Origin of the sequence: Kitasatospora sp. NPDC050463 (assembly GCF_040655255.1) — a bacterium.
Taxonomy (GTDB): domain Bacteria; phylum Actinomycetota; class Actinomycetes; order Streptomycetales; family Streptomycetaceae; genus Kitasatospora.
On the sequence record NZ_JBFAJO010000017.1, the window covers coordinates 109,440 to 136,076 of the forward strand.

Consider the following 26,637-nt stretch of genomic DNA (forward strand, 5'->3'; position numbering starts at 1 on the left):
TCTGAGGTTCTTTTGAGCTTTCTGTCGAGGGAGTCAGTTGATAACCCCCTAAAACGGACAGTCAGTTCTGCCTCTGTGAAGAATCGGTGGGCACGCTCTGTGCCACAGTGGCATCACGTGAAGCACCGGCCCCACCCGTACCGCCGGGGCCGAGCATCAGCAGGGTGTCCGGCGGGACGTCGAAGGTGCTCGGCAGCCCCGGCGCCCGCTCGCGGCCGGCATTGGCGATCAGCACCGCGAAGTAGGGCAGCAGCACCGCGCCCGCCAGTGCGACGAACGCCAGCACCCGCTGGACGTCCCAGAGGATCACCGCGAGCAGGACGCAGACCGTGCGGAGCAGCATCGAGGCCACGTAGCGGCGCTGTCGCCCCCGGACGTCCTCGGTGAGGCTGCTGCGTGCCCCCGTGATCCGGTGGACCTGTCCACCGCCGGCGCTCTTGCCCATGTCCTACCGCCCTCGTCCACGCACCCGTGCGTCTCGCCGCACGGCCACTTCACGGTACGCCGCGCGGAGGCCGCCGACGAGACCGGGGGCCGACGGCGCCTCCTACCGGAGTAGTGAGAGGTACTCCGGCGGGACCGCGTCGGTCAGCCAGACGCCGTTGGCGCTGATCCGGAAGGCGTGGCCGGCCGCCGCCATCGCGGCGGCGTCGACCGTCAGGACCACCGGACGGCCGTGCCGCGCGCCGACCCGCACCGCGGTGTCGGTGTCGGCCGAGAGGTGGACGTCCCGGCGGGCCATCGGCCGCAGGCCCTCGCGGAATATCGCGTCCAGGCTCCGGGTGGCGGTGCCGTGGAACAGCAGCACCGGGGGCTCGGCGGCGGCCAGACCGAGGTCGACCGCCACCGTGTGCCCCTGACTGGCGCGGATCGAGAGGCCGTCCTCGGAGTAGGCGAAGCGGCGCTTGTTGTTGGTCGCCACCACATGGTCCAGCTCGGCCCTGGTCAGTCGGGTGCCCTTCGCCGCCAGCGCGGCGAGCAGGACGTCCACCCCGACCCAGCCGGCCGCGTCCAGGGTGATCCCGACCCGCTCGGGCTCGTGCCGCAGGATGCGGGACAGCATCTTGCTCGTCCTGACCGTGCGCTTCTCGTCCATGCCTCTCGATCCCTCGTTCCCCCCGTGCCGTGCCCGGACCCTAGGAGGCCTGGCTCACCGAACTCATGTTGAAGCCCGCGACCCGCACCGGCGGCATCGCGGCCCGGGTGAACCAGTCGCCCCACTCGCGCGGCAGGCAGCGCTCCGTGCGGCCCACCTCGGTGATCCGGCCGAGCAGGTCGACCGGCGACTCGTTGAACCGGAAGTTGTTCACCGCGCCGACCACCTCGCCGTTCTCCACCAGGTACACGCCGTCCCGGGTGAGGCCGGTGAGCAGCAGGTTCGCCGGGTCGACCTCGCGGATGTACCAGAGGCAGGTGACCAGCAGGCCGCGCTCGGTGCGGGCGATCATCTCGTCCAGGGTCGGCGCGTCGGCCCGGTCGGCCGTCTCCAGGACGAGGTTGTCCACCGCCGGCCGCAGCGCCAGGCCGGTGAGCCCGGCGGAGTGCCGGGTGGTGATCAGCTCGGCCAGTTCGCCGTCGCGGATCCACTCGGTGGCGGTGAGCTCCAGGCCGTTGTCGAAGACCGAGGAGTCCCCGCCGCTGGAGTGCGCCAGCACGAACGGCGCCGCCTCCAGGCCCGGCTCGGCCGGGTCGGAGCGCAGCGTCAGCGGCAGCGGGGCCAGCTTGTCGCCGATCCTGGTGCCCCCGCCGGGCTTGGAGAAGACCGTCCGGCCCTCGGCGGCGTCCCGGCCGCCGGCGGACCAGCTCAGGTAGACCATCAGGTCGGCCACGGCCGAGGGCGGAAGCAGCGTCTCGTAACGGCCCGCGGGCAGGTCGACCTTCCGGGCGCCCCAGGCCAGCCGCCTGGTCAGCTGGGTGTGCAGCCCGGCGACGTCCACGTCGGCGAAGTCCCGGGTGGCGGCGCCGGCCCAGGCCGAGCCGGACAGGTCGGCGGTCTTGGCGTTCAGTTCGACCGTGCCGGTCGGCTGGTCGTGGCGCAGCCGCAGGCCGGTGGAGGTGCCCAGGTAGCTGGAGACCACCTCGTGCCGGGCGAAGCCGTACAGCAGCTCGCCCTGGGCGGTGGCCCGGGCGAAGGCCTCGCCGAGGGCGGGCGCGAAGGCCGTGAAGACCTCGATCGACGTCTCGGCCGGCGGGTCGCCGAAGTCGGGCGAGGACGGCCGGTCGGCCACCAGCGGCTGCGCGTCCTCGGCCGGGCCGGCCGCCAGGGCGGCCTGCTCGGCGGCCCGGACCAGGGCCTCCACCCCGTCCGGGGTGACGGCCTCGGCCGAGACCACGCCGGAGGCGGTGCCCTCGGCCCCCGCCACCGTGGCGATCACGGTGAGCCGGCGGCCCCTGGTCACCCCGTTGGTGGTGAGCGCGTTGCCGGCCCAGCGCAGGTTGGCGGTCGACTCCTCGTCGGCGATCACCACGCAGCCGTCCGCGCGGGAGAGGCCGAGCGCCAGCTCGACGAGTTCGTGGGGCTGAATCGCGGTCATCAGTGACCCGCCTCCTGCTGGGTGTTGAGCACGTTGACGTTGCGGAACAGCGCCGAGGGGCAGCCGTGGCTGACCGCCGCGACCTGGCCGGGCTGGGCCTTGCCGCAGTTGAAGGCCCCGCCGAGGACGTAGGTCTGCGGGCCGCCGACGGCCGCCATCGAGCCCCAGAAGTCGGTGGTGGTGGCCTGGTAGGCGAAGTCCTTGACCTGGCCGGCGAGTTCGCCGTTGCGGATGGCGTAGGCACGCTGGCCGGTGAACTGGAAGTTGTAGCGCTGCATGTCGATCGACCAGGAGCGGTCGCCGACGATGTACAGGCCGTTCTCGACACCTGCGAACAGGCCCTCGGTGTCGGGGCCGCCGGCGGCCGGCCGGAGCGAGACGTTGGCCATCCGCTGGACCGGGACGTGCGCGGGGGAGTCGGCGAAGGCACAGCCGTTGGAGCGGTCGAACCCCTTGAGCCGGGCCATGCCGCGGTCGAGCTGGTAGCCCACCAGCACGCCGTCCTTGACGAGGTCCCAGGACCGGGTGGCGACGCCCTCGTCGTCGTAGCCGATGGTGGAGAGGCCGTGCTCGGCGGTGCGGTCACCGGTGACGTGCATCAGCTCGGAGCCGTACTTCAGCGAGCCCAGCTTGTCGAAGGTGGCGAAGGAGGTGCCGGCGTAGGCGGCCTCGTAGCCGAGCGCGCGGTCCAGCTCGGTGGCGTGGCCGATCGACTCGTGGATCGTCAGCCAGAGGTTGGACGGGTCGACCACCAGGTCGTAGCGGCCCGGCTCGACGCTCGGCGCCTTCATCTTCTCGGCCAGCAGGGCGGGCAGTTCGGCCAGTTCGGCGTCCCAGTCCCACCCGGTGCCGCGCAGGTACTCGAAGCCGCGTCCGACCGGCGGGGCCAGGGTGCGCATCGAGTCGAACGCCCCGGTGCGCTCGTCCACCGAGGTGGCCTCCAGCGAGGGGTGCAGCCGGATCCGCTGCTGGGTGGTGACGGTGCCGGAGGTGTCGGCGTAGAACTTGTTCTCCTGCACCGTCAGGAGGCTGGCCTGGACGTGCGAGACGCCCTCGGCGGCCAGCAGCCGCGAACTCCACTCGGCGAGCAGCGCCGTCTTCTCCGCGTCCGGCACCTCGAAGGGGTTCACCTCGTACGCGGAGACCCAGGTGGCGTCCGGGTACACCGGCTCGTCCGCCAGCTCGACGCGCTCCTTCGACCCGGCCGCGCGGCTGATCCCGCCGGACAGCCGGGCCACCGCGACGGCCTGCTCGGCGACGCGCGCCGCCGCGACCGCGGTGAGGTCCACCCCGGCGGCGAAACCCCAGGCGCCGTCCAGCAGCACCCGGACGGCGAAGCCGAGCTGGACGCTGTCGGAGGTGCCGGCGGGCCGGGCGTCGCGCAGTCGCCAGGACGCGCTGCGGACCCGTTCCAGGCGGAAGTCCGCGTGCTCGGCACCGAGTTCGCGCGCGCGGGTGAGCGCCGCGTCGGCCAGGGCGCGCAGCGGGTAGGCGAGGAACAGCGGGTCGACGGCGCGCCCGTGCGGGGCGCCGGACGTGCTGGTCGGGGGCATCGGAGGCAAGCGGGCTCCCTGGTCGGGGGGATGACGGCGCGGGTGCTCCGGACCGGGGCACCCGCACCGGCATCATGTCCCGTTCAGGGGGTTTGGGCCAGCGCATTCGGGCGGTGACACGCGGCGGCCGCCGCCCTCGGGGAGGAGGTCAGCCGACCGTCTCCCACCAGCCGTCCAGCTCCGGCGGGTTGTCGACGTCCACCCGCTCGCCGGGGCGCGGCACCGCGAGCGGCACGGCCTGCGCCTTGGCCTCGACCAGCAGCCGCTCGATCGGCTCGGCCCACGGGTGCAGGCCCAGGTTGAAGGTGCACCAGTGGACGGGCAGCAGCAGGCCGGCGTTCAGCTCGCGGTGGGCGAGGACGGCGTCCTCCGGGGTCATGTGGATGTCGGCCCAGGCCGTGTCGTACGCGCCGATCTGCACCAGGGCGGCGTCGAACGGGCCGTGCTGCTCGCCGATCCTCGCGTAGCCCTCGAAGTAGCCGGAGTCCCCGGTGTAGAAGACCTTGCGGGTTGGCCCGGCGATCACCCAGGAACCCCAGAGGGTGGTGTTGCGGGTCAGGCCGCGCCCGGAGAAGTGGTGGGCGGAGGTGAGCGTGACGGCCAGCTCGCCGAGCGTGCAGGTCTCGTCCCAGTCCAGCTCGATGATCCGGTGCTCCGGGACGCCCCAGCGGCGCAGGTGGCCGCCGATGCCGAGCGGCACCGCGAACGGCGCGGACTGGCTGCGGACCAGCCGCCTGACCGTCGCCATGTCCAGGTGGTCGTAGTGGTCGTGCGAGATCAGCACCGCGTCGACCTGCGGCAGCTCCTCCAGCTCCACCGGCACCGGGTGCAGCCGCTTGGGGCCGACGTGCGCGGCGGGGGAGCAGCGGTCGCTCCAGACCGGGTCGAGCAGCACCCGGGTGCCCTCGATCTCGACCAGCGCGGAGGCGTGCCCGTACCAGGTGATCTCCACACCCTCGGCGGCCGGGCGCGGTCCGGCCGCCGGCCGGACGAGCGGCACCGGGTTGGCGGGCACCCGGCCCTCGCGCTGGAACAGCATCCGGCGGACGGTGTCCCGGTCGATGTCGGGCGCGGACCCGGCCCGGGCCAGGGTGGACGGCGCGTTGTGGAAGACGCCGTCCCGGTACTGCGGGGAGTTGCGCACCCGGGCCTCGCGGGCGGCGTCCGGCCGCCGCCCGAAGGCCGCCGGCAGGTCGCGCAGCGACCAGGCGGCCGTTCCCGCGCCGGCCGCCAGGGCGGCCAGGGCCAGCAGTCGTCCCCGCCGGTGGGTGGTACCGGGCTGTGCCTCGCTCATCCGTGCTCTGCCTTCACTCGTCGCCGTGGCCGCCGGGCCCCGCGCGCCGGGGCCCGTCCAGGAATCGGTACGGCCGGCCCCCCGGTCGTCCCGCACCACGGGGGCAACGGGCGCGCCCCGTCGTGTTGTTCCCGGAAAACCGCCGGAGTGGGCGCCGCAACGGTGGGCCGGGGCGGGTGTGGACCGGGCGGGAGCGCTTCCGGCACAGATTGTCGGATTGCGACAGTTCCTTCGGTGAGGCGCTGTGGGAGCTCGATTCGTCGCCGCCCCGGGCCGACCGATAGCGTCACACTGCGTGCGCATTCCGACGTACGCGCACACTACGGAGAGAGGTGGATCGTTGAGCCGCTCGGTTCTCGTCACCGGAGGAAACCGGGGCATCGGCCTCGCGATCGCCCTGGCCTTCGCCGAGGCGGGCGACAAGGTCGCCATCACCAGCCGTTCGGGTGAGGTGCCCGCGGAGCTGGCCAAGTACGACGTGCTCGCGGTGCGCTGCGACATCACGGACAGCTCACAGGTCGATGCGGCGTTCACCGAGATCGAGGCCAAGCACGGCGGTGTCGAGGTGCTGGTGGCCAACGCCGGCATCACCCACGACACCCTGCTGCTGCGGATGTCCGAGGAGGACTTCACCTCCGTCGTGGACACCAACCTGACCGGGACGTTCCGGGTGGTCAAGCGCGCCTCCAAGCTGATGATGCGCGCGCGCAAGGGCCGGGTCGTCCTGATCTCCTCGGTGGTCGGCCTCTCGGGTTCTCCGGGCCAGGCCAACTACGCCGCCTCCAAGGCCGGCCTGGTCGGCTTCGCGCGCTCGCTGGCGCGCGAGCTCGGCCCGCGCAACATCACCGTCAACGTGGTCGCCCCCGGCTTCGTCGACACCGACATGACCGCAGTGCTCAGCGACGAGCGCCGCGCGGAGATCGTCTCGGGCGTGCCGCTGGGCCGCTACGCGGCGCCCGCCGAGGTCGCCAACACCGTGCGGTTCCTCGGTTCGGACGAGGCCGCGTACATCACCGGAGCCGTCATTCCCGTCGACGGCGGATTGGGCATGGGTCACTGAGCATGAGTGGAATCCTTGAGGGCAAGCGGATCCTGATCACCGGAGTGCTGATGGAGTCCTCCATCGCGTTCCACACCGCGAAGCTCGCGCAGGAGCAGGGCGCGGAGATCATCCTCACCGCGTTCCCCCGGCCCAGCCTCACCGAGCGGATCGCCAGGAAGCTGCCGAAGCCGGTCAAGGTGCTGGAGCTGGACGTCTCCAGCGAGGAGCAGCTGGCCGGCATCGCCGACCAGGTGCGCGAGCACCTGCCGACCCTGGACGGCATCGTCCACTCGATCGGCTTCGCCCCGCAGGACGCCCTGGGCGGCAACTTCCTGAACACGCCGTGGGAGTCCGTGGCGACCGCCATGCACGTCTCGGCGTTCTCGCTGAAGTCGCTCACCACGGCACTGCTGCCGCTGATGCAGGACGGCGGCTCGGTCGTCGGTCTGACCTTCGACGCCCAGTTCGCCTGGCCGAAGTACGACTGGATGGGCCCGGCCAAGGCCGCGCTGGAGGCCACCTCCCGCTACATGGCCCGCGACCTCGGTGCCCGCAACATCCGGGTGAACCTGGTCTCGGCCGGCCCGATCGGCTCGATGGCCGCCAAGTCCATCCCGGGCTTCGCGGACCTCGCCGCCACCTGGGACACCCGTTCCCCGCTGAAGTGGGACCTGGCCGACCCGGAGCCCGCCGGCCGTGGCGTCGTCGCCCTGCTCTCGGACTGGTTCCCGAAGACCACCGGCGAGATCGTCCACGTGGACGGCGGCCTGCACGCCATCGGCGCCTGACCGCTGCGCGGACCGACCCGGCCCGGCACCCCTCACGGGGGGTGCCGGGCCGCGGTGTTGTCCGGGTGTCGGGCGCGCCGGTGCGGGTGTGGCTTTCGGGCGGCCCGGCCCGGGGTCGGGCGCCCCGGCCCGGGCGGGTCGGGCGTCGGGTGTGGTCAGGCGTCGGGCGGGGTGCAGGCGCCGATGGCGCGGCCGGCCTCGACCGAGGCGCGCTGGGGGTCGCCGGCCCGGATCGCGTCGAGGATCTCGTCGTGCCCGAGGTAGCGCTCGGCGATCAGCTCCGGGCCCACGTCGTGGCGCAGGTGGGCCCGGGTGACCTCGCCGAGATCGGCGTAGACGGCGAGGAGGACGTCGTTGTGGGCGGCGGCGACCACGGCCTGGTGGAAGGCGGCGTCGGCCTGGATGAAGTCCTCGGCGTCGCCGGAGCGCCAGGCGTCCTCGCGGCGGGCCAGGGCGGCGTCCAGGAGGGCGAGGTCGCGCGCGGTGCGGCGGGTGGCGGCCAGACCGGCCGCCGAGGTCTCCAGGGTGACCCGCAGTTCGGCGACGTGTGACTGGTCGGCGTCGGCGAACCGGCGGTGCATGACCCCGGCGAGCTCGCTGGTGGCCAGGACGTAGGTGCCCGAGCCCTGGCGGATGTCCAGCAGCCCGTTGTGGGCGAGCGCGCGGACCGCCTCGCGGACGGTGTTGCGGGCGACGCCGAGCTGCTCGACCAGGGCGGCCTCGGTCGGGATGCGCGAGCCGACGGGCCACTCGCCCGTGGTGATCTGGGCGCGCAGCTGCGCGATCACCTGGTCGGACAGCGGGGTGCGCCTCGGAGAGGACAGCGCCACGGGGGACTCCTTGCGGCTTCGGGTCGGCGGTGGGGGCGTCGGCCGGCGGGTGGGTCGGCTACGGGCGGGTCGGGACATCATGCCAAGTCGAGGATGCGCTAATTCATCCCATCATTCTATGATGGCTCGCATGCCTCCCGCAGCAGACACCACCACCGCCCGGCGAACCGGGCCCCGGCCGCAGACCGAGCGGCCCGCCGGAACCGCCTCGCCCTCCTCCGACCGGAGCAAGTACGTCGGCTGGCTGTTCGCCGTCGCGATCGCCGCCGCCGCCTTCAACCTGCGTCCCGTGGTCACCAGCCTCGGGCCGCTGCTCAAGGAGGTCACGGCCGACCTCGGGATGAGCCCGACGGTGGCCGGCCTGCTCGCGGCCGTCCCCTCGCTCTGCTTCGCCGTCTTCGGTTGCAGCGCGCCGGGAGCGGCCCGCCGGGTCGGCCCGATCGCGGTGGTCACCGCCGGCCTGGGCGCGATCACCGTGGGCGTCCTGGCCCGGTCGTTCGCGGGCGGCACGGCGGTGTTCCTGCTGCTCACCGCGCTGGCGCTGGCCGGGGTGGCGGTCTCCAACGTGCTGATCCCGGTCGTGATCAAGCGCTACTTCCCGGACCGCGTCGGCCCGATGATCGGCCTCTACTCGATGGCCCTGTCGGCCGGCACCGCGCTCGCCGCCGCCGTCACCGTCCCGATGACCAGCGCGCTCGGCGGCGACTGGCGGGTCGGGCTCGGCGTCTGGGCCGCGCTCGGCGCGGTCGCCCTGGTGCTCTGGCTGATCGTCGCCGCGTTCAAGCGCGAGCGCGGCGACAAGGCCTCCGGCACGACCACCGACCGGCTGCCGATCACCCGCAGCCGCACCGCCTGGGCGATGGCCTGCTTCTTCGGGCTCCAGGCCACCGGTGCCTACGCGGTGATGGGCTTCCTGCCGACGATCTTCCAGGACGCCGGCGTCTCCGAGGGCACCTCCGGGGTGCTGCTGGCGCTCACCATGGTGATCGGGGTGCCGGTGTCCTTCGTGCTGCCCAACCTCGCCGCCCGCCGCGGCGACCAGCGAGTGTTCGTCGTGGTGCTGGCCGCCTGCGGCATCGCCGGCTACACCGGGCTGGCGCTGGCCCCGGCGGGCGGCTCCTGGATCTGGGTCGTCCTGGTCGGCCTGTCCAACTGCGCCTTCCCGCTGGTGCTCACCATGATCGGCCTGCGGGCCCGGACCGCCGGCGGCGTGGCCCAGCTCTCCGCCTTCGCCCAGGGCGTCGGCTACCTGATCTCCATCCCGGGCCCGATCCTGATCGGCCGGCTCTACGACGTGACCGGCGAGTGGTACCTGCCGCTGGGCCTGCTCGCCCTGCTGCTGGTGCCGCAGATGCTGTTCGGCCTGCGGGCGGCGATGGCCCGGCACATCGAGGACGAGGCGGTGCGCCCGGCCGGGCCCGCGAAGGCCTGACGCGGCCCCGTCCGCCGGTCACCGGTCCCGGCGGGGCCGGTGACCGGCGGACGGGGCCGGGGTGGGAGAATCCGGTCATGCCCGTACTCGAACCGAACCCCACCGACGGCCACAAGAAGCTCGGCCAGCTCGCCGCAGTGATCGTCGGCATCGTGGTGCTGCTGGCGATCGTCGCCACGGTGGCCCAGAACATCGGCTGATCCCCCGCCGGGCGCGCTGCCCCGCCTGCCGTCCACCGGCCCCTCGGCCGGCCGTCGGCCGGTCGTCGGCGCGCGGCCGGGCGCCGACCGCCGGGGCAAGCCCCGGTGAACGCGGCATGATGACACCCGGCACCCCTGAGAGTGGCGGCAACCGGCGGCATCGCGCCCCCGGGCGGCTTTTCTGCCAAGCTTGCTGGGTATGAGCGCCGAAACGCCCCGCAGGATCATCGTTCTCCGCCATGCCAAGGCCGACTGGCCCGACGGCGTCGACGACCACGAGCGGCCGCTGGCCGACCGGGGCCGCCACCAGGCCCCGGAATCCGGCCGCTGGCTCGCCGACTCCGGTATCAACCCCGACTACGTGCTCTGCTCGACCGCTCTGCGTGCCCGCGAGACCTGGAAGCTCGCCGCGCACGAGCTGGAGAAGCGCTCCCGCAAGACGGTGTACGAGGACCGGATCTACGAGGCCAGCCCCGGCGAGATCATCACCGTCCTCCACGAGACCCCCGAGGAGTACGCGGACGTGGTGCTGGTGGGCCACAACCCCGGTGTGCTCGGGCTGACCCAGGTGCTGGCCGGTGACGAGGGCGACCGGGACGCGCTGGAGCGGCTGCGGCTCGGCGGCTTCCCGACGGCGGCGATCGCGGTGCTCAGCTTCGACGGCTCCTGGAAGGGCGTCGAGCCGGGCGTGGCCGCGCTGGTCTCGTACTACACGCCGCAGGACTGAGCCGCGACCGGGCCGGGCCGACCGGTCGCGCACGCGCGCCGGGCCCGGCCCGACGGACGTGGGGGGCGTGAGGACTTCGGTCCCCGCGCCCCCACGTACGCTCCGCGGCGCCTACTCGGTCGGCGTGCCGTCCAGCGCGTCGGCCGCCTCGACCTCTTCGCGGGTGATGCCCAGCAGGTACAGCACGGTGTCCAGGAACGGCACGTTCACCGCGGTGTCGGCGGCCTCGCGCACCACCGGCTTGGCGTTGAAGGCCACGCCCAGCCCGGCGGCGTTCAGCATGTCCAGGTCGTTGGCGCCGTCACCGATCGCCACCGTCTGCTCCAGCGGCACCTTCGCCTGCTCGGCGAAGCGGGCCAGCCAGCGGGCCTTGCCGGCCCGGTCCACGATCTCGCCGACCACCCGACCGGTGAACTTTCCGTCCACCACCTCCAGGGTGTTGGCGGCCGCGAAGTCCAGACCCAGCTGCTCCACCAGGTGGTCGGTGACCTGGGTGAAGCCGCCGGAGACCACCGCTACCTGGAAGCCCAGTCGCTGCAGCGTGCGGATCAGGGTCCGCGCGCCCGGCGTGAACCTGACCTCCGCGCGGACCTTCTCGGTCACCGCGGCGTCCAGGCCGGCCAGCAGCGCCACCCGGGCGTGCAGCGACTCGGCGAAGTCCAGCTCGCCGCGCATCGCCGCGGCCGTCACCGCGGCGACCTCCTCCTCGCAGCCCGCGTGGGCGGCGAACAGTTCGATCACCTCGTCCTGGATCAGCGTGGAGTCGACGTCCATCACCACCAGCCGCTTGGCCCGGCGTTCGAGGCCCGCCGCCACCACCGCGATGTCCACCCGCTGCTGGGCCGCCTCCTGGGCCAGCGCGGCGCGCAGCTCGTCGGTGGCGACCCCGGAGACGGCCAGCTCGACGGCGGTCACCGGGTACTTGGCCAGCCGGAAGACACGGTCGATGTTGCCGCCCGAGGCGGTGATCCGGGAGGTGAGCGCCGACACCGCGGTGGCGGTGAGCGGGTGACCCAGCACGGTGACGTGCGAACGGCCCTCGCGGCGCGGCCGGTTGTCACCGATGCCGGAGATGATCTCGGCCTGGAGCTTCTGCTCCTCGGCCCAGCGGTGCACGGTGGAGCGCAGCTCGCCCTCGGCGCCCGGCGCGGTCGGCGGGGTGACCAGGGCGCACAGCGTTATCCGGCCGCGGGTGACGACCTGCTCGATGTCGATGACGTCGACGCCGAACGCGGACAGGGTGGCGAAGAGGCCGGCGGTGATGCCGGGGCGGTCCTTGCCGAACACCTTGACGAGCAGGGTGCGCTCGTCCTCGGTCCGGGGCTGCGGGGCGGGGAACGGCTCGGCGGCCAAGGGCGATGCGTTCATGGTGACTCCCACGCTACCCGCCGACCGGCGCGGTCACGGCACCCGTCCGCGTCGTGGACGGGGTGTGGAAGGGGTGCGGGCGGTGTGCGCACGATCCGGGTGACCGGGCGGTGGCGCGGAGGCGACATTGCGGGGCGGTGGCAGGGGCGTCCGCGAATCGTTGCCGCCTGGTCACAGTCACCGGGGGTGACTTTCACCAACGGGCGGCGGACTGGAATGATTCCCCCGTCAGATTCAGGATCATCGCACCCCCGGTCGGGGGCAAAATCGGGGGACCGAGAGAGCGGGGCAGGCGAGCAGTGCCGCAACTCGTCATTGAGATCAACGGACAGCAGCGGACTCTGGAGCCGGGGCGGTCCTACACCATCGGGCGCAACCCGCAGTCGGACTTCCCGTTCGACGACGCCAGGGTCTCCTGGCAACACGCCACCATCTCCTTCAACGGGGCCGGTTGGCAGCTCGACGACCACGGGAGCACCAACGGCACCTACACCGCCGGCGCCCGGACCCAGCAGGCCCCGCTCTTCCCGGGCGCGGTGGTCAACCTCGGCAACGCCGAGAACGGCCCCCTGCTGAGCTTCTCCGCGCCCGCCCAGGCCGCCGCGCCCGCCCAGGCCTGGCACGAGGCCGCCACCAGCCGCAGCCACGTCCCCGCGCCGCAGCCGCCCGTCCAGCAGCAGGCACCGGCCCAGCAGCCGTGGGCCCAGCAGCCCCCGGTGCAGCAGCAGCCCTACCAGCCCCAGCCCCAGCAGCAGTGGGGCGGGCAGCCGCAGCCGCAGCCCTTCCCGCAGCAGCAGGGCTTCCCCCAGCAGGGCTTCCCCCAACAGGCTCCCCAGCAGGGTGGTTTCCCGCAGCCGCAGGCCCCCCGGAACGACGCCGGCGCCCCGCAGCCGACGATGATCCGCAACCTGACCGCGGGGATGAACACCGTCCGGATCGGTCGCGCGCTCGACAACGACATCGTCGTCTCCGACCTCCAGGTCTCCCGCCACCACGCCGAGCTGCGCCAGCTGCCCGACGGCCGGTACGAGATCGTCGACCTGGGCAGCCACAACGGCATCTTCCTCAACGGCCGGCCCGTCCAGCGCCAGCTGATGGGGCCGCAGGACCGCCTGACGGTCGGCCACTCCAGCTTCGTCCTGGTCGGCGACCAGCTGCAGGAGTTCGTCGACACCGGCGCGGTCTCCTTCTCCGCCCGCCACCTGACCGTCGAGGTCGACTTCAAGGGCGGCAAGAAGGTCCTGCTCAACGACGTCAGCTTCGGCGTGCCGGAGAAGTCGCTGGTCGCGGTCATCGGCCCGTCCGGCTCCGGCAAGTCGACCCTGCTGCGCGCCCTCACCGGCTACCGCCCGGCCGACCGCGGCGACGTCCTCTACGACGGCCGCAACCTCTACAAGCAGTTCGCCGAACTGCGCTCGCGGATCGGCCTGGTGCCGCAGTCGGAGATCCTGCACAAGGAGCTGACCGTCCGCACCGGCCTCAAGTACGCGGCCCGGCTCCGGTTCCCCGGCGACACCGAGGCGCGCGAGCGCGAGGCGCGGATCGACGAGGTGCTCTACGAGCTGCGCCTGGACAAGCGCGCCGACAACCGGATCACCGCGCTCTCCGGCGGCCAGCAGAAGCGCGTCTCGGTCGCCCTGGAGCTGCTCACCAAGCCCTCGCTGATCTTCCTGGACGAGCCCACCTCGGGCCTCGACCCGGGCATGGACCGCGAGGTCATGCAGATGCTGCGCGGCCTCGCCGACGACGGCCGCACCATCCTGGTCGTCACCCACTCGGTGGCCGAACTCGCCCTCTGCGACCGGCTGCTGGTGATGGCCCCGGGCGGTTCGGTGGCCTACTTCGGCCCGCCGGACGAGGCACTGCACTTCTTCGGGTACGAGACCTGGGCCGATGTCTTCCAGGCCTTCGAGAACTACCCGGACCACGACTGGGCCGGCCGCTACCGGGGCTCGGTGCACTACCAGCAGTACTCCGCCGACGTGGACGCCGGGGCGGTGCAGTCCGCCCAGATCGTCCAGGAGGCCGTCCGCCCGCCCAAGCCGCAGAGCTGGGGCTCGCAGCTGTGGACACTGATGCGCCGCTACATGTCGGTGCTCGCCTCGGACCGCGGCTTCCTGGCCCTGTCGGTGCTGCTGCCCGCGGTCATCGGCGCGGTCAGCGTGCTGATCCCCAACGACCCGGGGCTCGCCCGAAATCCCAAGACACAGCTGGGGTTGAACAGCGGGGCCGCGACGATCATGCTGATCCTGGCGATCGGCGCCTGCTTCTCCGGATCGGCCAACTCGGTCCGAGAACTGATCAAGGAACGGGCGATCTACGAACGGGAACGGGCCACCGGGCTCTCCCGCTCGGCGTACATGATGTCCAAGATCATCGTGCTGGGCATCTTCAGCGTGATCCAGGGCGCCATCATCTCCGCCGTCGGCTTCCTGCCGCGCAAGCTGCCCGCGCACGGCCTGATCGTCGAGAACCTGCCGGTGATCGAGATGACCATCGGCATGATCCTCCTGAGCTTCGCCGCGATGATGTTCGGCCTGATGATCTCCGCGCTGGTGAAGACCGCCGAGAAGACCATGCCCCTGCTGGTCATGTTCGCGATCGTCCAGGTCGTCTTCACCGGCTGCCTCTTCCAGATCTTCGGCAAACCCGGACTGGAGCAGGCCGCCTGGCTGATGCCGGCCCGCTGGGGCACCGGCATCGTGGCCACCACGCTCGACCTGTCGCACCTCATGGGCCCCTGGAACAAGGACTTCCAGAACCCGGACTACGACCCGCTGTGGGACAGCACCGTCGCCCAGTGGGCGATCAACGCGGGCGCGCTGATCGCGATGTCCGTCGTCATCGGCATCATCGTGACCCGCCTCCAGCGGCGCCACGAGCCCGAGGTCATGCAGAAGGGCTGACGCCCGAACCGCCGCACCCCGGGGGCGGCCCTTCCCGACGACGGGAAGGGCCGCCCTCCGGCGTTCCGGCCCGGCCCGGCCGGAAGGGGGCCTAGGTCTGCGGACCCGGGCCCCGACCTGCTGCGGACCGACGCGGCGGCCGTCCCGGCGGCGGTAGTTTGGCGGTATGCCCACCGCGCCCAGTGACCGCCGGTCCCCGGCCGGCCTGCTGCCCGTCGACCGGATCCCCGTCGGCCCGCCGCCCGCCGGCCCGCTGCCCGCCTGCGAGCCCTGCCTGGCCGGCATCGAGGCCGTCAGCCAGGCCCTGCTGGCGATGAGCCGCCACCTGGAGGTGCGCGAGGTGCTGCGGCGGATCACCGCCTCCGCCCGCGATCTGCTCGGCGCCGAGTACGCGGCCCTGGGCGTGCCCGACGACCACGGCGGCTTCGCCCAGTTCGTCGTCGACGGCGTCACCGACGAGCAGTGGAAGGCCATCGGCCCGCTGCCCCGCCAGCACGGCGTGCTCGCCAAAATGCTGCACGAGACCGGCCCCACCCGGCTCGCCGACGTGCGCGAGGCCCCCGCCTTCGGCGGCTGGCCCGCCGCCCACCCCGAGATGGACGCCTTCCTCGGCATGCCCATCCTCGACACCGACGCCGCCGAGGACGACCCGCAGGTCATGGGCGTGATCTTCCTCGCCAACAAGCGCGGCGGCGGCGGCTTCACGGACCACGACGAGGAACTGCTGCGGATACTGGCCGCGCACGCCGCCCTCGCCCTCACCAACGCCCGCCTCTACGAGCGCAGCCGCGAGCTGACCCTGGCCGGCGAACGCGCCCGGATCGCCCACGACCTGCACGACGCCGTCTCGCAGAAGCTCTTCTCGCTGCGCCTCACCGCCAAGGCCGCCGCCAAACTGGTCGACCGCGACCCGGCCCGGGCCCGCGCCGAACTCGCCGAGGTCGCCAAGCTCGCCGCCGAGGCCGCCGACGAACTGCGCGCCGTCGTGGTCGAGCTGCGCCCGGCCGCCCTGGAGGAGGACGGCCTCAGCGCCACCCTCGCCTCCCAGGTACAGGTCCTCGACCGCGCCCACAGCGCCGACCTCGCCTTCGCCGCCGACGGCGTCCGCGCCCTGCCGCCGGCCCAGGAGGCGGCCCTGCTGAGGGTCGCCCAGGAGGCCCTGCACAACGCGCTGCGCCACTCCGGCGCCCGGCGCGTCACCGTCACCCTGGCCGGCACGCCCGCGCGCGGCGCCGTGCTGCGCGTGCGCGACGACGGCCGGGGCTTCGACCCCGACTCCGTCCGCCGCGCCGGCCGCCACCTCGGCCTGGCCTCGATGCGCGACCGCGCCGCCGCCGTCGGCGGCACGCTCACCCTGGACTCGGCCCCCGGGAAGGGGACGGTCGTCGAGATGGAGGTCCCCGGTGCCTGACACCACGCCAGTGATCCGCGTCCTGCTGGTCGACGACCACCAGGTGGTCCGCCGGGGTCTGCGCACCTTCCTGGAGGTGCAGGACGACATCGAGGTGGTCGGCGAGGCCGCCGACGGCGCGGCCGGCGTCGACCGGGCCCGGGAGCTCGACCCCGACGTCGTCCTGATGGACCTCAAGATGCCCGGCGTCGACGGCATCGAGGCGCTGCGCACGCTCAAGGGCGAGGGCAGCCGGGCCCGGATCCTGATCGTCACCAGCTTCACCGAGCACCGGACCATGGTCCCCGCGCTGCGGGCCGGCGCCGCCGGGTACGTGTACAAGGACGTCGACCCGGAGGCGCTGGCCGGGGCGATCCGCTCGGTCCACGCCGGCCACGTGCTGCTCCAGCCCGAGCTGGCGGAGGCGCTGCTCGCCGACGACGGCCCCCGCCAGCCGCAGGGCCGCGGCGCCAGCCTGACCGAGCGCGAGCGCGAGGTGCTCGGGCACATCGCCGACGGGCGCTCCAACCGGGAGATCGCGCGGACCCTGCACCTCTCGGAGAAGACGGTGAAGACGCACGTCTCCAACATCCTGATGAAGCTGGACCTCGCCGACCGCACCCAGGCCGCGCTCTGGGCGGTCCGGCACGGCGAGGCCCGGGAGGCCTAGCGGCCCGACGCCGAGAGGCGGTCCCCGGAGGGCGGAATTCAGCCCTTCTCGTCCACCAGCGCGTTGTACGCCGCCACCTGGGCCCGGCGGGCGATCCGCCGCAGAGGGTCCAGTACCGCCTGGCGGGAGGCCATCTCGGAGGCGCTGACCGCCGCGCCGTGGCCGCCCGAGGCGATCGACAGCAGCGCCGACACCTGCCGGGCCGACTCCAGCACCCGGACGGCGCGCGGCGGGTACCCGGGGGCGAGCAGCTCGACGTGCCCGCGCCGCCGGAACGCCTCCAGCGCCCGCAGCGCCTCCGGCCCGGCCCCGGCCACGTCGAGGCGGGCCAGCAGCAGCGTCGCCTCCCGCAGCCCGTCCGCCAGCTCCCGCTCCGCCTCGTGCAGCGACGGCACGTCGGCCGGGGGTGCGTCGTTGACCTCGGAGCAGCGCCAGAGCACCGTCGCGGAGCGGTCCCCGACCGGCCCGAACACCTCGACCTCCGGTACCAGCCCGAGCGGTGCCCCGACCGCCAGCACGGCCTCGCCCGCGCCCAGCGCCCGCTCGTTGAACGGCGCCGGACCGGTCAGCCCCAGCGGGTGCCCGGCCGAGGGCAGGGCCAGTCGCAGCCCCTTCACCCCCAGCACCCGCAGCCGCCCCAGCGCCCAGGTGAGCCCGTGCCGCTCGCCCGGCGCGTCCCCGGGGAGCCCGGTCACCCGGTGGCTCTCGTCACTTCCCAGCACCGCCGCGGCGGCGTTGTCGGGCGGCACCAGACCGGCCAACAGGGCGTTGCCCCAAGCGGCCAGCCGCCCCGAACGGGGCTCTTCGTACGGATTGTCGGCAGGAGTCGCGAGCATCCGGCCAGCCTACGGAATCGGCGGTCATCCGCGTGGCGTAGGTTTGCCCATGCGCGTGCGGCGCACCCACTCCGTGCCCACCGGCCGCCGGAGTAGGCTGCCCCGCCCGCACCGACGGCCGAATTTCAGTTTTGGGGAAGGCATAGGCATGAGCGACGTGCTGGAGCTGGTGGACGTATCCGTGGTCCGGGAGGGGCGCGCGCTGGTCGACGAGGTCTCGTGGTCCATCTCCGAGGGCGAGCGCTGGGTCATCCTCGGCCCCAACGGCGCCGGCAAGACCACCCTGCTGCAGATCGCCTCCACCTACCTCTTCCCGACCGCGGGCAAGGTGTCCGTCCTCGGCGAGAAGCTCGGCGAGGTCGACGTCTTCGAGCTGCGCTCCCGGATCGGTCTGGCCGGCGCCGCCATGTTCGACAAGCTGCCCGCCGGACAGACCGTGCTGCAGACGGTGCTCACCGCCGCCTACGGCATGACGGTCAGCTGGCAGGAGCAGTACGAGCAGGCGGACGAGTCGCGCGCGCTCGCCCTCCTGGACCGGCTCGGCATGGCCGGCCTGACCGAGCGCAAGTTCGGCACCCTCTCCGAGGGCGAGAAGAAGCGCACCCTGATCGCCCGCGCCCTGATGACCGACCCCGAGCTGCTGCTGCTGGACGAGCCCGCCGCCGGCCTGGACCTCGGCGGCCGCGAGGACCTGGTGCGCCGCCTCGGCGCACTGGCCCAGGACGAGTTCGCGCCGGCCATGGCGATGGTCACCCACCACGTCGAGGAGATCGCGCCGGGCTTCACCCACGTCCTGATGATCCGTCAGGGCAAGGTGCTCACCGCCGGTCCGATCGACACCGAGCTGACTGCGCGCAACCTCTCCAAGTGCTTCGGCCTGCCGCTGACCCTGGAGCGCCACGGCGACCGCTGGTCCGCGCAGGGCCTGCCGCTCGGCTGAGGGCGACCGGCCGTGTGCCGGACGCCCGCCGGACCGCACCGAACCCGGCTGAACCCGGCTGAACTGGAGCCGGTCGCACGTGCGACCGGTTTCCGCCCCTCCACCTGCGGGAACTGTCCGCCTCGAAAGCCCTTCGCTCCCTAGGATGGACACGTGGACAGCTGGATCTGGTGGCTCCTGGCCGCCGTCGGCCTCGGCATACCGCTGGTCGTCACCGCGATGCCGGAGTTCGCGATGTTCGCGGTCGGCGCGCTCGCCGCGGCCGGTGTCGCCGGGCTCGGTGCCGGGGCGGTGTGGCAGGTCCTGACCTTCGTCGCGGTCTCGGCCGCCCTGGTGGTCGTGGTGCGCCCCATCGCGTACCGGCAGCTCAGGAAGGGCCCGCAGATCAAGATGGGCATCGAGGCGCTTCACGGCGCCACCGCGGTCGTCGCGGAAAGAGTCGACGGGGAGGGCGGGCGGATCAAGCTCAAGGGCGAGATCTGGTCGGCCCGCGCGCTCAACCCCGGCAGTGTGTACGAGCCGGGGCAGCAGGTCGACGTCGTCGAAATCCAGGGCGCGACCGCCCTGGTCGTCTAGGGGAGAGTCCGTGGAACCCGTCCTTATCGTCCTGGTCGTCCTGGTCGTGGTGGCATTCATCGCGCTGATCAAGACGATCCAGGTCATCCCGCAGGCCAGCGCCGCGATCGTGGAGCGCTTCGGCCGCTACACCCGGACGCTCAACGCAGGGCTGAACATCGTCGTCCCGTTCATCGACCGGGTCCGGAACCGGATCGACCTGCGCGAGCAGGTCGTGCCCTTCCCGCCGCAGCCGGTGATCACCCAGGACAACCTGGTGGTCAACATCGACACGGTGATCTACTACCAGGTCACCGACGCCCGGGCCGCCACCTACGAGGTCGCCAGCTACATCCAGGCGATCGAGCAGCTGACCGTCACCACGCTGCGCAACATCATCGGCTCGATGGACCTGGAGTCGACGCTGACCTCCCGTGAGGTGATCAACGCCGGTCTGCGCGGCGTGCTGGACGAGGCCACCGGCAAGTGGGGCATCCGCGTCAACCGCGTCGAGCTGAAGGCGATCGAGCCGCCGACCTCCATCCAGGACTCGATGGAGAAGCAGATGCGCGCCGACCGTGACAAGCGCGCCGCGATCCTCACCGCCGAGGGCGCCCGGCAGGCGCAGATCCTGCGGGCCGAGGGCGAGAAGCAGGCCGAGGTGCTCAAGGCCGAGGGTGAGGCGCAGGCCGCGGTGCTGCGCGCCGACGGTGAGGCGGCCGCGATCCGCACCGTGTTCGAGGCGATCCACGACGGCGACGCCGACCAGAAGCTGCTCGCCTACCAGTACCTCCAGACGCTGCCCGAGCTGGCCAAGGGCGACTCCAACAAGCTGTGGATCATCCCCAGCGAGGTCGGCGACGCGCTGAAGGGCCTCGGCGGCGCGTTCACCGGTCTGGCCGGCAACGGCGGCGCGCCCGCCGCCCCCAGCGCCCCGGCGCCGGCCGCCACCCAGGTCCCGCTCGACCCGGCGGCCGGTCCGCGCCCGCTGGACACCGACACCAAGGGTGCCGCCCGCCCCCGGGTGGACCCGGCCCGCGAGTACCGGAAGATCGACCCGGAGTGAGCTGACCCCGTCGCGTGGCGCGTCGTCGTCGCGCGCGGTACCGAGGGCCCGCCTCCCGTGCGGTACGGGAAGCGGGCCCTCGGCGTCGCAGGCGCGTCCTTGCGGCGCGCGGCCCGTCCGGATCGGGTGTCGCGTCCGGTGAACGGTCGTGTGGTGTACGTCCCGAATCGTGGGCGGGCCCTGGTAGGCGCACCCCGCCGTCCGGCATGATCGCCTCGGACAGGCCCGAGACGAGAGGTGGCCCATGACGCTCTGGGAGGCGATCGCCGTCCTGGTGGCGGGAGTCGGCGCGGGGATGATCAATGTGATCGTCGGCTCCGGGACCCTGATCACCTTCCCGGTGCTGCTCGCCGTCGGCATCCCGCCGGTCACCGCCAACGTCTCCAACGCCTTCGGTCTGGTGCCCGGCTCGCTCAGCGGTGTGATCGGCTACCGGAGAGAGCTGGCCGACCAGGGCCGGCGACTGGTCCGCCTCGGCATCGCCGCGCTGTGCGGCGGGCTGGTCGGCGCCGTCCTGCTGATCGAGCTGCCGAGCAGCGCCTTCGACACGATCGTCCCGGTACTGATCCTGCTGGCCCTCGTGCTGGTGGTGATCCAGCCCCGGGTGGCCAAGGCGGTTGCCGCCCGGCGCCGGCCCGGCGGAGACCCCGACGGTGGCGTGGCGCTGCTGGCCGGCGTCTTCCTGACCGGCATCTACGGCGGTTACTTCGGCGCCGCCCAGGGCGTCCTGCTGCTGGCCCTGATGGGCATGCTGCTCCAGGAGGACCTCCAGCGGATCAACGGCGTGAAGAACGCGCTGGCGCTGATCGTCAACGGCGTCGCCGCCGTGTTCTTCCTCTTCACCTCGACCATCGACTGGGCCGCCGCCGGGCTGATCGCCGTCGGATCGCTCTGCGGCGGCCTGCTCGGCGCCAAGGTCGGCCGCAAGCTGCCCCCGCCGGCGCTGCGCGGGGTCATCGTGGTGGTCGGCCTGGTGGCCGTCACCAAGCTGCTCGTCAGCTGAGCGACCGTCCGTCGCGGCGGCCCGCCCGCCCCGCTCGTTCCGCTCGCCTGGTTCCGCTCGCTCAGTTCCGCTGGTTCCGTTCGTTCTGTTCGTTCCGTTCGCCCCGAGGGAGAGACCATGGCACTGGAGATGCGCGAGACCTGCGAACGCTGCGCGGTGTCGCTGACGGCCGACGGCCCGGCGTACCTATGCTCCTACGAGTGCACCTTCTGTCCGGACTGCACCGAGGCCATGGCCGCCACCTGCCCCAACTGCGGTGGCGAACTGGTGCCCCGTCCGCGCCGGAAGGTCTGACCCTTCACCAGTCACCCCGACACCCGGGAGCGGTTCGATGAGCACCAGAGCACGTCTGACGGAGGACGAGATCACGGCCGCCCTGGCCGACCTGCCGGAGTGGAGCCGGGACGGCGACACCATCGTCCGCACCGCCGACGCGGCGGACTTCCCGGCGGCGATCCGGGTGGTCGTCGCGGTTGCCGAGCAGGCGGAGGGGCTGGACCACCACCCCGACATCGACATCCGCTGGCGGACCCTGCACTTCGCGCTCTCCACCCACAGCGCCGGCGGCCTCACGGCCCTGGACTTCACCCTCGCCGCCCGCATCGACGCCGCCCTGCGGGACGAGTCCGGCTGACGGCCCGTTCCGCCGTCCCACGGCCGCGGACCGCTTCCGAACCGGCCCAGCAGAGGCCGGAAGGAGGCGCTCCGGGTGGCGTGAGATGCTGGCTGCCGCATTGCCGGCGGTCGGGAGGGACGGAACGGATGGCGCAGGATCCCCTCGGAGACGCCGCGCAGCAGCCGTGGTACCCGCAGCAGGCGCAGCAGGACTGGTCGACGGGCCACCCGGACCAGTCGCAGCACTGGCAGGGAAGCCACGGGTACGACGCCGGCGCCGGGTACGCGGAAACCGCCCACCCGGATCACGGCTTCCCGAACCACGGCTTCCCGAACCACGGCTTCCCGGACCAGGGCTTCCCGGATCACGGATACGCGCAGCACGGGTACGGGCAGAGCGCGTACCCGCAGGCCGGGTACGGACAGGCCGGGTACGGACAGGACGGCTATCCGCAGGCCGGTTACGCCCAGCCCGGTTACGCGGAGTCCGGGTACGCGCAGCCCGGCTACGGCCAGGGCGGGCAGCCGGGGGATCAGCACCAGCCGTACTACCAGTACGACGACTACGGCCGGCAGGAGTACGCCCCGTACGCCGTCCCGCAGCAGCCGACCAGTGAGGAGCTGTACGCCCCGGCGGGCGCCGAGTACTCCGCCGACGGCTATGTGCGCATCGAACCCGAGCCGGTCGCCGGGCCCGCGTCCGATCCGGTGACGGCCGTCGTCGCGCCGGAGCCCGCCGGCCCCGGGCCGCGGTCGGCCGGGCGGCGCGGCGGTGGCCGTGGCAGCGCGGACGGGACCGAGGACGGGTCGACGGCCGACCGGGCGCGGACCGGCTTCGGGTCCAAGGCCCGCGCCGCCGCCGACGCGGTGGTCTCCGCCGACCACGCCCCCGGCCGGCGGGCCCTGGTGATCCGGACCGGCGCCGGCGTCGCGGCGCTCGGCGTGCTGGTGGCTGCCGCCGTGGTGGTCGGCGCCCAGGACGGCGGTGAGGCCTCGGCCGCCGGTGGCGAACCCGGCTTCACCGTCGCCCACGCCAAGGCCTGGTCAGCCCAGCCGGCCGCCGCACTCCAGCCGGGCACCGACGACACCCTGGTCGGCAGCTGGCTGCTGGCCGGCGCGGTGGTGCGCGCCGACGCCACCGGCGTCCACGCCTACGACCTGGCGGCCGGAAAGCCGACCTGGTCGGTCGAGCCGCCGGCGGCCGGGGTCGCGCCCTGCGGGCTCTCGGCGGGCGTCAACGAGGCCGGTCTGGGCGCCGTGCTGTTCCGGAGCGGGCCCGATCCTAAGAGCTCCTGCACGTTGGTGGCCGCGGTCGACACCAAGACCGGCCGGACGGTGTGGAGCAAGCCGCTCTCCGCGGCGAAGGGCGGCTACACCGCGCGCGTCGGCGTCATCGAGGACAAGGTGATCGCCGTCGGCGACGACCACGTGGTCGCCTGGGAGTCCGCCGACGGCAAGGACGTCTGGCAGTACACCGGGCAGGGCAAGTTCTGCACCCTCTCCGGCGGAGTCACCGGCAGGACCGTCCTGGTGGCGAGCTCCTGCGCCGACTCCACCCCCGTCGACCAGGCCGTCTCGCTGAGCACCGCCGACGGCACGGTGAGCTGGTGGCGCGGTCTGAACAACCAGCCGAAGACGGTGACGGTGCTCTCCGCCGAGCCCTCCGTCGTCCTGACCACCGGGGAGAAGCCCGAGGACGACAAGGTGTTCGCCTGGGGCCCGGCCGGCGACCCGGCCGCCGAGATACCGGTCGCCGCCGGCGAGGGCAGGCTGGACGTCGCCCGCGGTACGTTTTCGGCCACTCCCGGCGTCTTCTTCCACGACCGGACGATGGTCACCGCGCTGGCCCCGGTGAACGGCGGCGGAGCGGTCTCCGTCGTCGGCTACGACCTGGACGGCGGCAAGCAGCGTTGGAAGGCGGCCGTCGCCGAGAAGGGCGACGTCCGGGCGGTCGGCGTCGACGGCGGCGCGCTGGTGCTCGCCGCCGACGAACGCCTGGACCAGCCCGCCCACCTCAGCCGTTTCGCCCTGGCGGGCGGCCAGGAGACGGTCGGCGGCAACTTCCCGCAGGGCACCGGCTCGCTGCTGGTCTCCGGCCGCGTGCTGATCGGCGGCGGTCGGGTGGTCGCGGTGCCCGAGCACTCGGCCAACTTCGGGATAGCGGCCGGGTACCAGGCGAAGGAGTGAGGGCCCGCCCCTTCGGCGGCGACGGCGTCCGCTTCCGCTGCCGAAGGGGCGGGCCCGGCCGGTGACGGCCAGGTGGCCACGCGGCCAGGCGGTCGGGTGGCTACGCGGCGGAGGGCGCCGCGGTGGCCGGCAGCCAGTCCGCCAGGTCCCGGAGGTCCGAGCCGCGCAGACCCAGCGCCATCATCAGGGTGGCCTGCGGCGTCGGCTCGAACGGCTTGCGCAGCAGCTTCATCCCGGCCTGCTCCGGCGTCCGGTCGGCCTTGCGCTGGTTGTCCTCGGCGCAGGCGGCCACGGTGTTCAGCCAGCTGTCCGCCCCACCGCGCGACCGGGGCTGCAGGTGGTCCACGGTGGTGGCCCGGTGCCCGCAGTACGCGCACAGGTGCTGGTCGCGGACCAGCACACCGCGGCGGGACCACGGCGCCTGTTGTCGGAACGGCACCCGTACGTAGCGCTGCAGTCTGATCACCCGGGGCACCGGGACGCAGACGCCGGTACCGCGGATGCTCCGCAGGGGGTGGGCCTGCTCGACCACGGCCTTGTCCTGGAGCACCAGGACCACGGCGCGCTGGAGCGACACCGTGGTCAGGGGCTCGTAGCTCGCGTTCAGAACCAGCGTGTTGCGCACCTCGGCACACCCTTTCCCCAGGCGTGCCACGGCGGCACGACCGTCTCCACACACGTCACTGCCGCCGCACGGCGGTGGGACCACTCTGAAGGGGCTCCGGGCCGACGAACAACGGAATTTCCGGTGGAGGCGAGGGGTGGGACAGGGGAGGCGGCGGCCCCGGCCGGCTCGTTCCGCCCTCCGGCGGGTCCACGGGAGGGCGCCCGGTCCGATGCCTCGACGGAAACTCGCCGGTCCGGACCGCGTAGGCTCTACCACGCTGGAGCCGTTCCGCTCCGGGGCCCGGCCGAACCGGGTTCCGCACCGGGCGGACGCCCGATCGAAGGAGAAGCGTGACCGTGACGGACATCGTCGACGAGCTGCGGTGGCGTGGGCTGATCGCCCTGTCCACCGACGAGGACGCACTGCGCAAGGCGTTCGCGGACGGCCCGGTCACGTTCTATTGCGGCTTCGACCCGACGGCCCCCAGCCTGCACCTCGGGAACCTGGTGCAGATCCTGACCATGCGCCGCATCCAGCAGGCGGGGAACCTCCCGCTGGGCCTGGTCGGCGGCGCCACCGGCCTGATCGGCGACCCCAAGCCGACCGCCGAGCGCGTCCTGAACGACCCCGAGACGGTGGCCGCCTGGGTCGACCGCCTGCGTGGCCAGATCTCGCGCTTCCTCGACTTCGACGGCCCGTACGCGGCGCGCATGGTCAACAACCTGGACTGGACCTCAGGGATGTCGGCCATCAGCCTGCTGCGCGACGTGGGCAAGTACTTCCGCGTCAACAACATGATCGCCAAGGAGGCCGTCGCCCGGCGGCTCAACTCCGACGCGGGCATCAGCTTCACCGAGTTCAGCTACCAGATCCTCCAGGGGATGGACTACCTGGAGCTGAACCGCCGCTACGGCTGCACCCTGCAGACCGGTGGCAGCGACCAGTGGGGCAACCTGACCGCCGGCACGGACCTCATCCGCAAGGCGGAGGCGAAGTCGGTGCACGCACTGGCCACCCCGCTGATCGTCAAGGCCGACGGCACCAAGTTCGGCAAGACGGAGTCGGGCACCGTCTGGCTAGACCCCGAGCTCACCACCCCGTACGCCTTCTACCAGTTCTGGCTGAACGCGGACGACCGGGACGTTCCCAACTTCCTGCGGATCTTCAGCTTCCGCTCGAAGGAGGAGATCGAGGAACTGGAGCGCGAGACCACCGAGCGCCCGGCCGCCCGGCTCGCCCAGCGCGCGCTCGCCGAGGAACTGACCACCCTGGTGCACGGCGCCGAGCAGTACGACCGCGCGGTCGCCGCGTCCAAGGCACTGTTCGGCCAGGGCGACCTCGCCGACCTGGAGGCGCCGACCCTGGCGGCCGCACTGGCCGAGGTCCCGAAGGCCGACGTCGCCGAACTCCAGCCGGTGGTCGACCTGTTGGTCGCCGTCGGTCTGGCGCCCAGCCGTTCGGCCGCCCGCCGGACGATCAAGGAGGGCGGCGCCTACCTCAACAACGTCAAGGTGACGGACGAGGAGGCGGTGCCGACCGAGGCCGACCTGCTGCACGGCCGGTGGCTGGTCCTGCGCCGGGGCAAGCGCAACCTGGCCGCCGTCGAGCTGGTCGCGGCCGGCTGAAAAGACACCGCCGCTGACCTGCAGTTTTGAGCATCGAGGGCCGGATCTGGACAGATCCGGCCCTCGGGTGTTTGACGTGCCGGTCCGAGTGGCCTAGTGTTGGACGAGTCGCTGAAGCAGGCGGGTGCACGGCGGACCGAGAGGTCGCCGCGGCCGGCCGAGCGACCGTCACAATCGGCAACCCCTACTCCTACTCGAAGCCCATTAACTTGGGTCGCTCGGCGTTTTCGTTGGACGGTGGGAGCGGGGAATTTCGGGCCAGTCCCGAAATAAGCTAATGTGGAGGTCGCCGCAGAAAAGCGGACCTGACCAGCAAGGGTCGGATGAATGAAACTCCGGTAAACGGAGCGGAAAACATCTGGTAAGCTGGAAATACGAAAGAACGAAGCGCCCGGAGGGCCCGCTGGAAGGCGGTCCGAAGGAAGTGTCCGTTCCTTGAGAACTCAACAGCGTGCCAAAAGTCAACGCC

At 72.8% G+C, this 26,637-nt stretch carries 25 protein-coding genes; 16 read left to right on the plus strand and 9 right to left on the minus strand.

Going from position 1 to position 26,637, the window contains the following annotated elements:
- Nucleotides 1-61 precede the first annotated feature (61 nt).
- The 5 genes from AB0J08_RS13765 to AB0J08_RS13785 all read right to left on the minus strand — a co-directional run bounded on the left by AB0J08_RS13765 (nt 62) and on the right by AB0J08_RS13785 (nt 5,381).
- Nucleotides 62-445: a DUF3099 domain-containing protein gene (locus AB0J08_RS13765; RefSeq protein ID WP_360631956.1), complete on the minus strand. Its 384-nt coding sequence runs from the start codon at nt 443-445 to the stop codon at nt 62-64.
- A 102-nt stretch (nt 446-547) separates the two neighbouring features.
- Nucleotides 548-1,096 carry an RNA 2'-phosphotransferase gene (locus AB0J08_RS13770; protein WP_360631959.1) on the minus strand — a complete coding sequence of 183 codons (549 nt, stop codon included), beginning with the start codon at nt 1,094-1,096 and terminating at the stop codon, nt 548-550.
- Between the two features lie 40 nt (nt 1,097-1,136).
- On the minus strand, nt 1,137-2,534 hold the full coding sequence (locus tag AB0J08_RS13775; protein ID WP_360631962.1) for a metallopeptidase TldD-related protein: 1,398 nt from the start codon (nt 2,532-2,534) through the stop codon (nt 1,137-1,139).
- Nucleotides 2,534-4,087, minus strand: a complete 1,554-nt coding sequence (locus AB0J08_RS13780; protein WP_360632035.1) for a TldD/PmbA family protein — start codon at nt 4,085-4,087, stop codon at nt 2,534-2,536. The genes AB0J08_RS13775 and AB0J08_RS13780 overlap by 1 nt, the downstream gene beginning before the upstream one ends.
- Before the next feature lie 148 nt (nt 4,088-4,235).
- Nucleotides 4,236-5,381, minus strand: a complete 1,146-nt coding sequence (locus tag AB0J08_RS13785; RefSeq protein ID WP_360631965.1) for an MBL fold metallo-hydrolase — start codon at nt 5,379-5,381, stop codon at nt 4,236-4,238.
- 340 nt (nt 5,382-5,721) lie between these two features.
- Here AB0J08_RS13785 and fabG point away from each other — a divergent pair, with 340 nt between their 5' ends.
- On the plus strand, nt 5,722-6,441 hold the full coding sequence (gene fabG / locus AB0J08_RS13790; RefSeq protein ID WP_360631968.1) for a 3-oxoacyl-[acyl-carrier-protein] reductase: 720 nt from the start codon (nt 5,722-5,724) through the stop codon (nt 6,439-6,441).
- A gap of 2 nt (nt 6,442-6,443) precedes the next feature.
- Nucleotides 6,444-7,211, plus strand: coding sequence for an enoyl-ACP reductase FabI (fabI, locus tag AB0J08_RS13795; protein WP_360631971.1), 768 nt, complete (start codon nt 6,444-6,446; stop codon nt 7,209-7,211).
- Between the two features lie 155 nt (nt 7,212-7,366).
- Here the strand turns inward: fabI and AB0J08_RS13800 are convergent, their stop codons facing one another.
- Nucleotides 7,367-8,041: a FadR/GntR family transcriptional regulator gene (locus tag AB0J08_RS13800; RefSeq protein WP_360631974.1), complete on the minus strand. Its 675-nt coding sequence runs from the start codon at nt 8,039-8,041 to the stop codon at nt 7,367-7,369.
- Nucleotides 8,042-8,162: 121 nt separating this feature from the next.
- Between AB0J08_RS13800 and AB0J08_RS13805 the strand changes: the two genes are divergently transcribed.
- From AB0J08_RS13805 to AB0J08_RS13815, 3 genes are all read left to right on the plus strand, one after another.
- Entirely contained in the window at nt 8,163-9,473 is a 1,311-nt protein-coding gene (locus tag AB0J08_RS13805) for an MFS transporter (RefSeq protein ID WP_360631977.1), read from the plus strand.
- Between the two features lie 77 nt (nt 9,474-9,550).
- On the plus strand, nt 9,551-9,673 hold the full coding sequence (locus tag AB0J08_RS13810; protein ID WP_360631980.1) for an SGM_5486 family transporter-associated protein: 123 nt from the start codon (nt 9,551-9,553) through the stop codon (nt 9,671-9,673).
- Between the two features lie 199 nt (nt 9,674-9,872).
- Nucleotides 9,873-10,400, plus strand: a complete 528-nt coding sequence (locus AB0J08_RS13815; protein WP_360631983.1) for a histidine phosphatase family protein — start codon at nt 9,873-9,875, stop codon at nt 10,398-10,400.
- 111 nt (nt 10,401-10,511) lie between these two features.
- Here the strand turns inward: AB0J08_RS13815 and serB are convergent, their stop codons facing one another.
- The gene (gene serB, locus AB0J08_RS13820; RefSeq protein ID WP_360631986.1) at nt 10,512-11,768 is read right to left on the minus strand and encodes a phosphoserine phosphatase SerB; all 1,257 of its coding nucleotides are present in this window, start codon (nt 11,766-11,768) and stop codon (nt 10,512-10,514) included.
- Between the two features lie 299 nt (nt 11,769-12,067).
- On the opposite strand from serB, the gene AB0J08_RS13825 reads away from it, so the two are divergent.
- The 3 genes from AB0J08_RS13825 to AB0J08_RS13835 all read left to right on the plus strand — a co-directional run bounded on the left by AB0J08_RS13825 (nt 12,068) and on the right by AB0J08_RS13835 (nt 16,734).
- A complete protein-coding gene (locus tag AB0J08_RS13825; protein ID WP_360631989.1) occupies nt 12,068-14,674 on the plus strand; it encodes an FHA domain-containing protein in 2,607 nt (868 codons plus the stop codon).
- 313 nt (nt 14,675-14,987) lie between these two features.
- Nucleotides 14,988-16,085 (plus strand): GAF domain-containing sensor histidine kinase, encoded by a 1,098-nt coding sequence (locus tag AB0J08_RS13830; RefSeq protein WP_360632038.1) that lies wholly within the window; start codon nt 14,988-14,990, stop codon nt 16,083-16,085.
- Entirely contained in the window at nt 16,078-16,734 is a 657-nt protein-coding gene (locus AB0J08_RS13835; protein WP_360631992.1) for a response regulator transcription factor, read from the plus strand. The genes AB0J08_RS13830 and AB0J08_RS13835 overlap by 8 nt, the downstream gene beginning before the upstream one ends.
- A gap of 38 nt (nt 16,735-16,772) precedes the next feature.
- On the opposite strand, the gene AB0J08_RS13840 is transcribed toward AB0J08_RS13835, so the two are convergent.
- Nucleotides 16,773-17,570, minus strand: coding sequence for a hypothetical protein (locus AB0J08_RS13840; RefSeq protein WP_360631995.1), 798 nt, complete (start codon nt 17,568-17,570; stop codon nt 16,773-16,775).
- Between the two features lie 148 nt (nt 17,571-17,718).
- On the opposite strand from AB0J08_RS13840, the gene AB0J08_RS13845 reads away from it, so the two are divergent.
- The 7 genes from AB0J08_RS13845 to AB0J08_RS13875 all read left to right on the plus strand — a co-directional run bounded on the left by AB0J08_RS13845 (nt 17,719) and on the right by AB0J08_RS13875 (nt 23,936).
- A complete protein-coding gene (locus AB0J08_RS13845; protein ID WP_360631998.1) occupies nt 17,719-18,510 on the plus strand; it encodes an ABC transporter ATP-binding protein in 792 nt (263 codons plus the stop codon).
- A 153-nt stretch (nt 18,511-18,663) separates the two neighbouring features.
- Nucleotides 18,664-19,086, plus strand: a complete 423-nt coding sequence (locus tag AB0J08_RS13850) for an NfeD family protein (RefSeq protein WP_360632001.1) — start codon at nt 18,664-18,666, stop codon at nt 19,084-19,086.
- A 10-nt stretch (nt 19,087-19,096) separates the two neighbouring features.
- The gene (locus tag AB0J08_RS13855; protein WP_360632004.1) at nt 19,097-20,131 is read left to right on the plus strand and encodes an SPFH domain-containing protein; all 1,035 of its coding nucleotides are present in this window, start codon (nt 19,097-19,099) and stop codon (nt 20,129-20,131) included.
- 244 nt (nt 20,132-20,375) lie between these two features.
- Complete coding sequence (locus AB0J08_RS13860) at nt 20,376-21,134, plus strand: sulfite exporter TauE/SafE family protein (RefSeq protein WP_360632007.1); 759 nt, start codon at nt 20,376-20,378, stop codon at nt 21,132-21,134.
- Nucleotides 21,135-21,251: 117 nt separating this feature from the next.
- Complete coding sequence (locus tag AB0J08_RS13865) at nt 21,252-21,428, plus strand: DUF1272 domain-containing protein (RefSeq protein ID WP_360632010.1); 177 nt, start codon at nt 21,252-21,254, stop codon at nt 21,426-21,428.
- 37 nt (nt 21,429-21,465) lie between these two features.
- The gene (locus AB0J08_RS13870) at nt 21,466-21,768 is read left to right on the plus strand and encodes a 4a-hydroxytetrahydrobiopterin dehydratase (RefSeq protein ID WP_360632013.1); all 303 of its coding nucleotides are present in this window, start codon (nt 21,466-21,468) and stop codon (nt 21,766-21,768) included.
- A 128-nt stretch (nt 21,769-21,896) separates the two neighbouring features.
- Nucleotides 21,897-23,936, plus strand: a complete 2,040-nt coding sequence (locus AB0J08_RS13875; protein ID WP_360632016.1) for a PQQ-binding-like beta-propeller repeat protein — start codon at nt 21,897-21,899, stop codon at nt 23,934-23,936.
- Between the two features lie 100 nt (nt 23,937-24,036).
- Here AB0J08_RS13875 and AB0J08_RS13880 read toward each other — a convergent pair whose 3' ends face one another.
- The gene (locus AB0J08_RS13880) at nt 24,037-24,561 is read right to left on the minus strand and encodes an HNH endonuclease (protein WP_360632019.1); all 525 of its coding nucleotides are present in this window, start codon (nt 24,559-24,561) and stop codon (nt 24,037-24,039) included.
- 338 nt (nt 24,562-24,899) lie between these two features.
- On the opposite strand from AB0J08_RS13880, the gene tyrS reads away from it, so the two are divergent.
- Nucleotides 24,900-26,168 carry a tyrosine--tRNA ligase gene (gene tyrS / locus AB0J08_RS13885; protein ID WP_360632041.1) on the plus strand — a complete coding sequence of 423 codons (1,269 nt, stop codon included), beginning with the start codon at nt 24,900-24,902 and terminating at the stop codon, nt 26,166-26,168.
- Nucleotides 26,169-26,637: the final 469 nt, after the last annotated feature.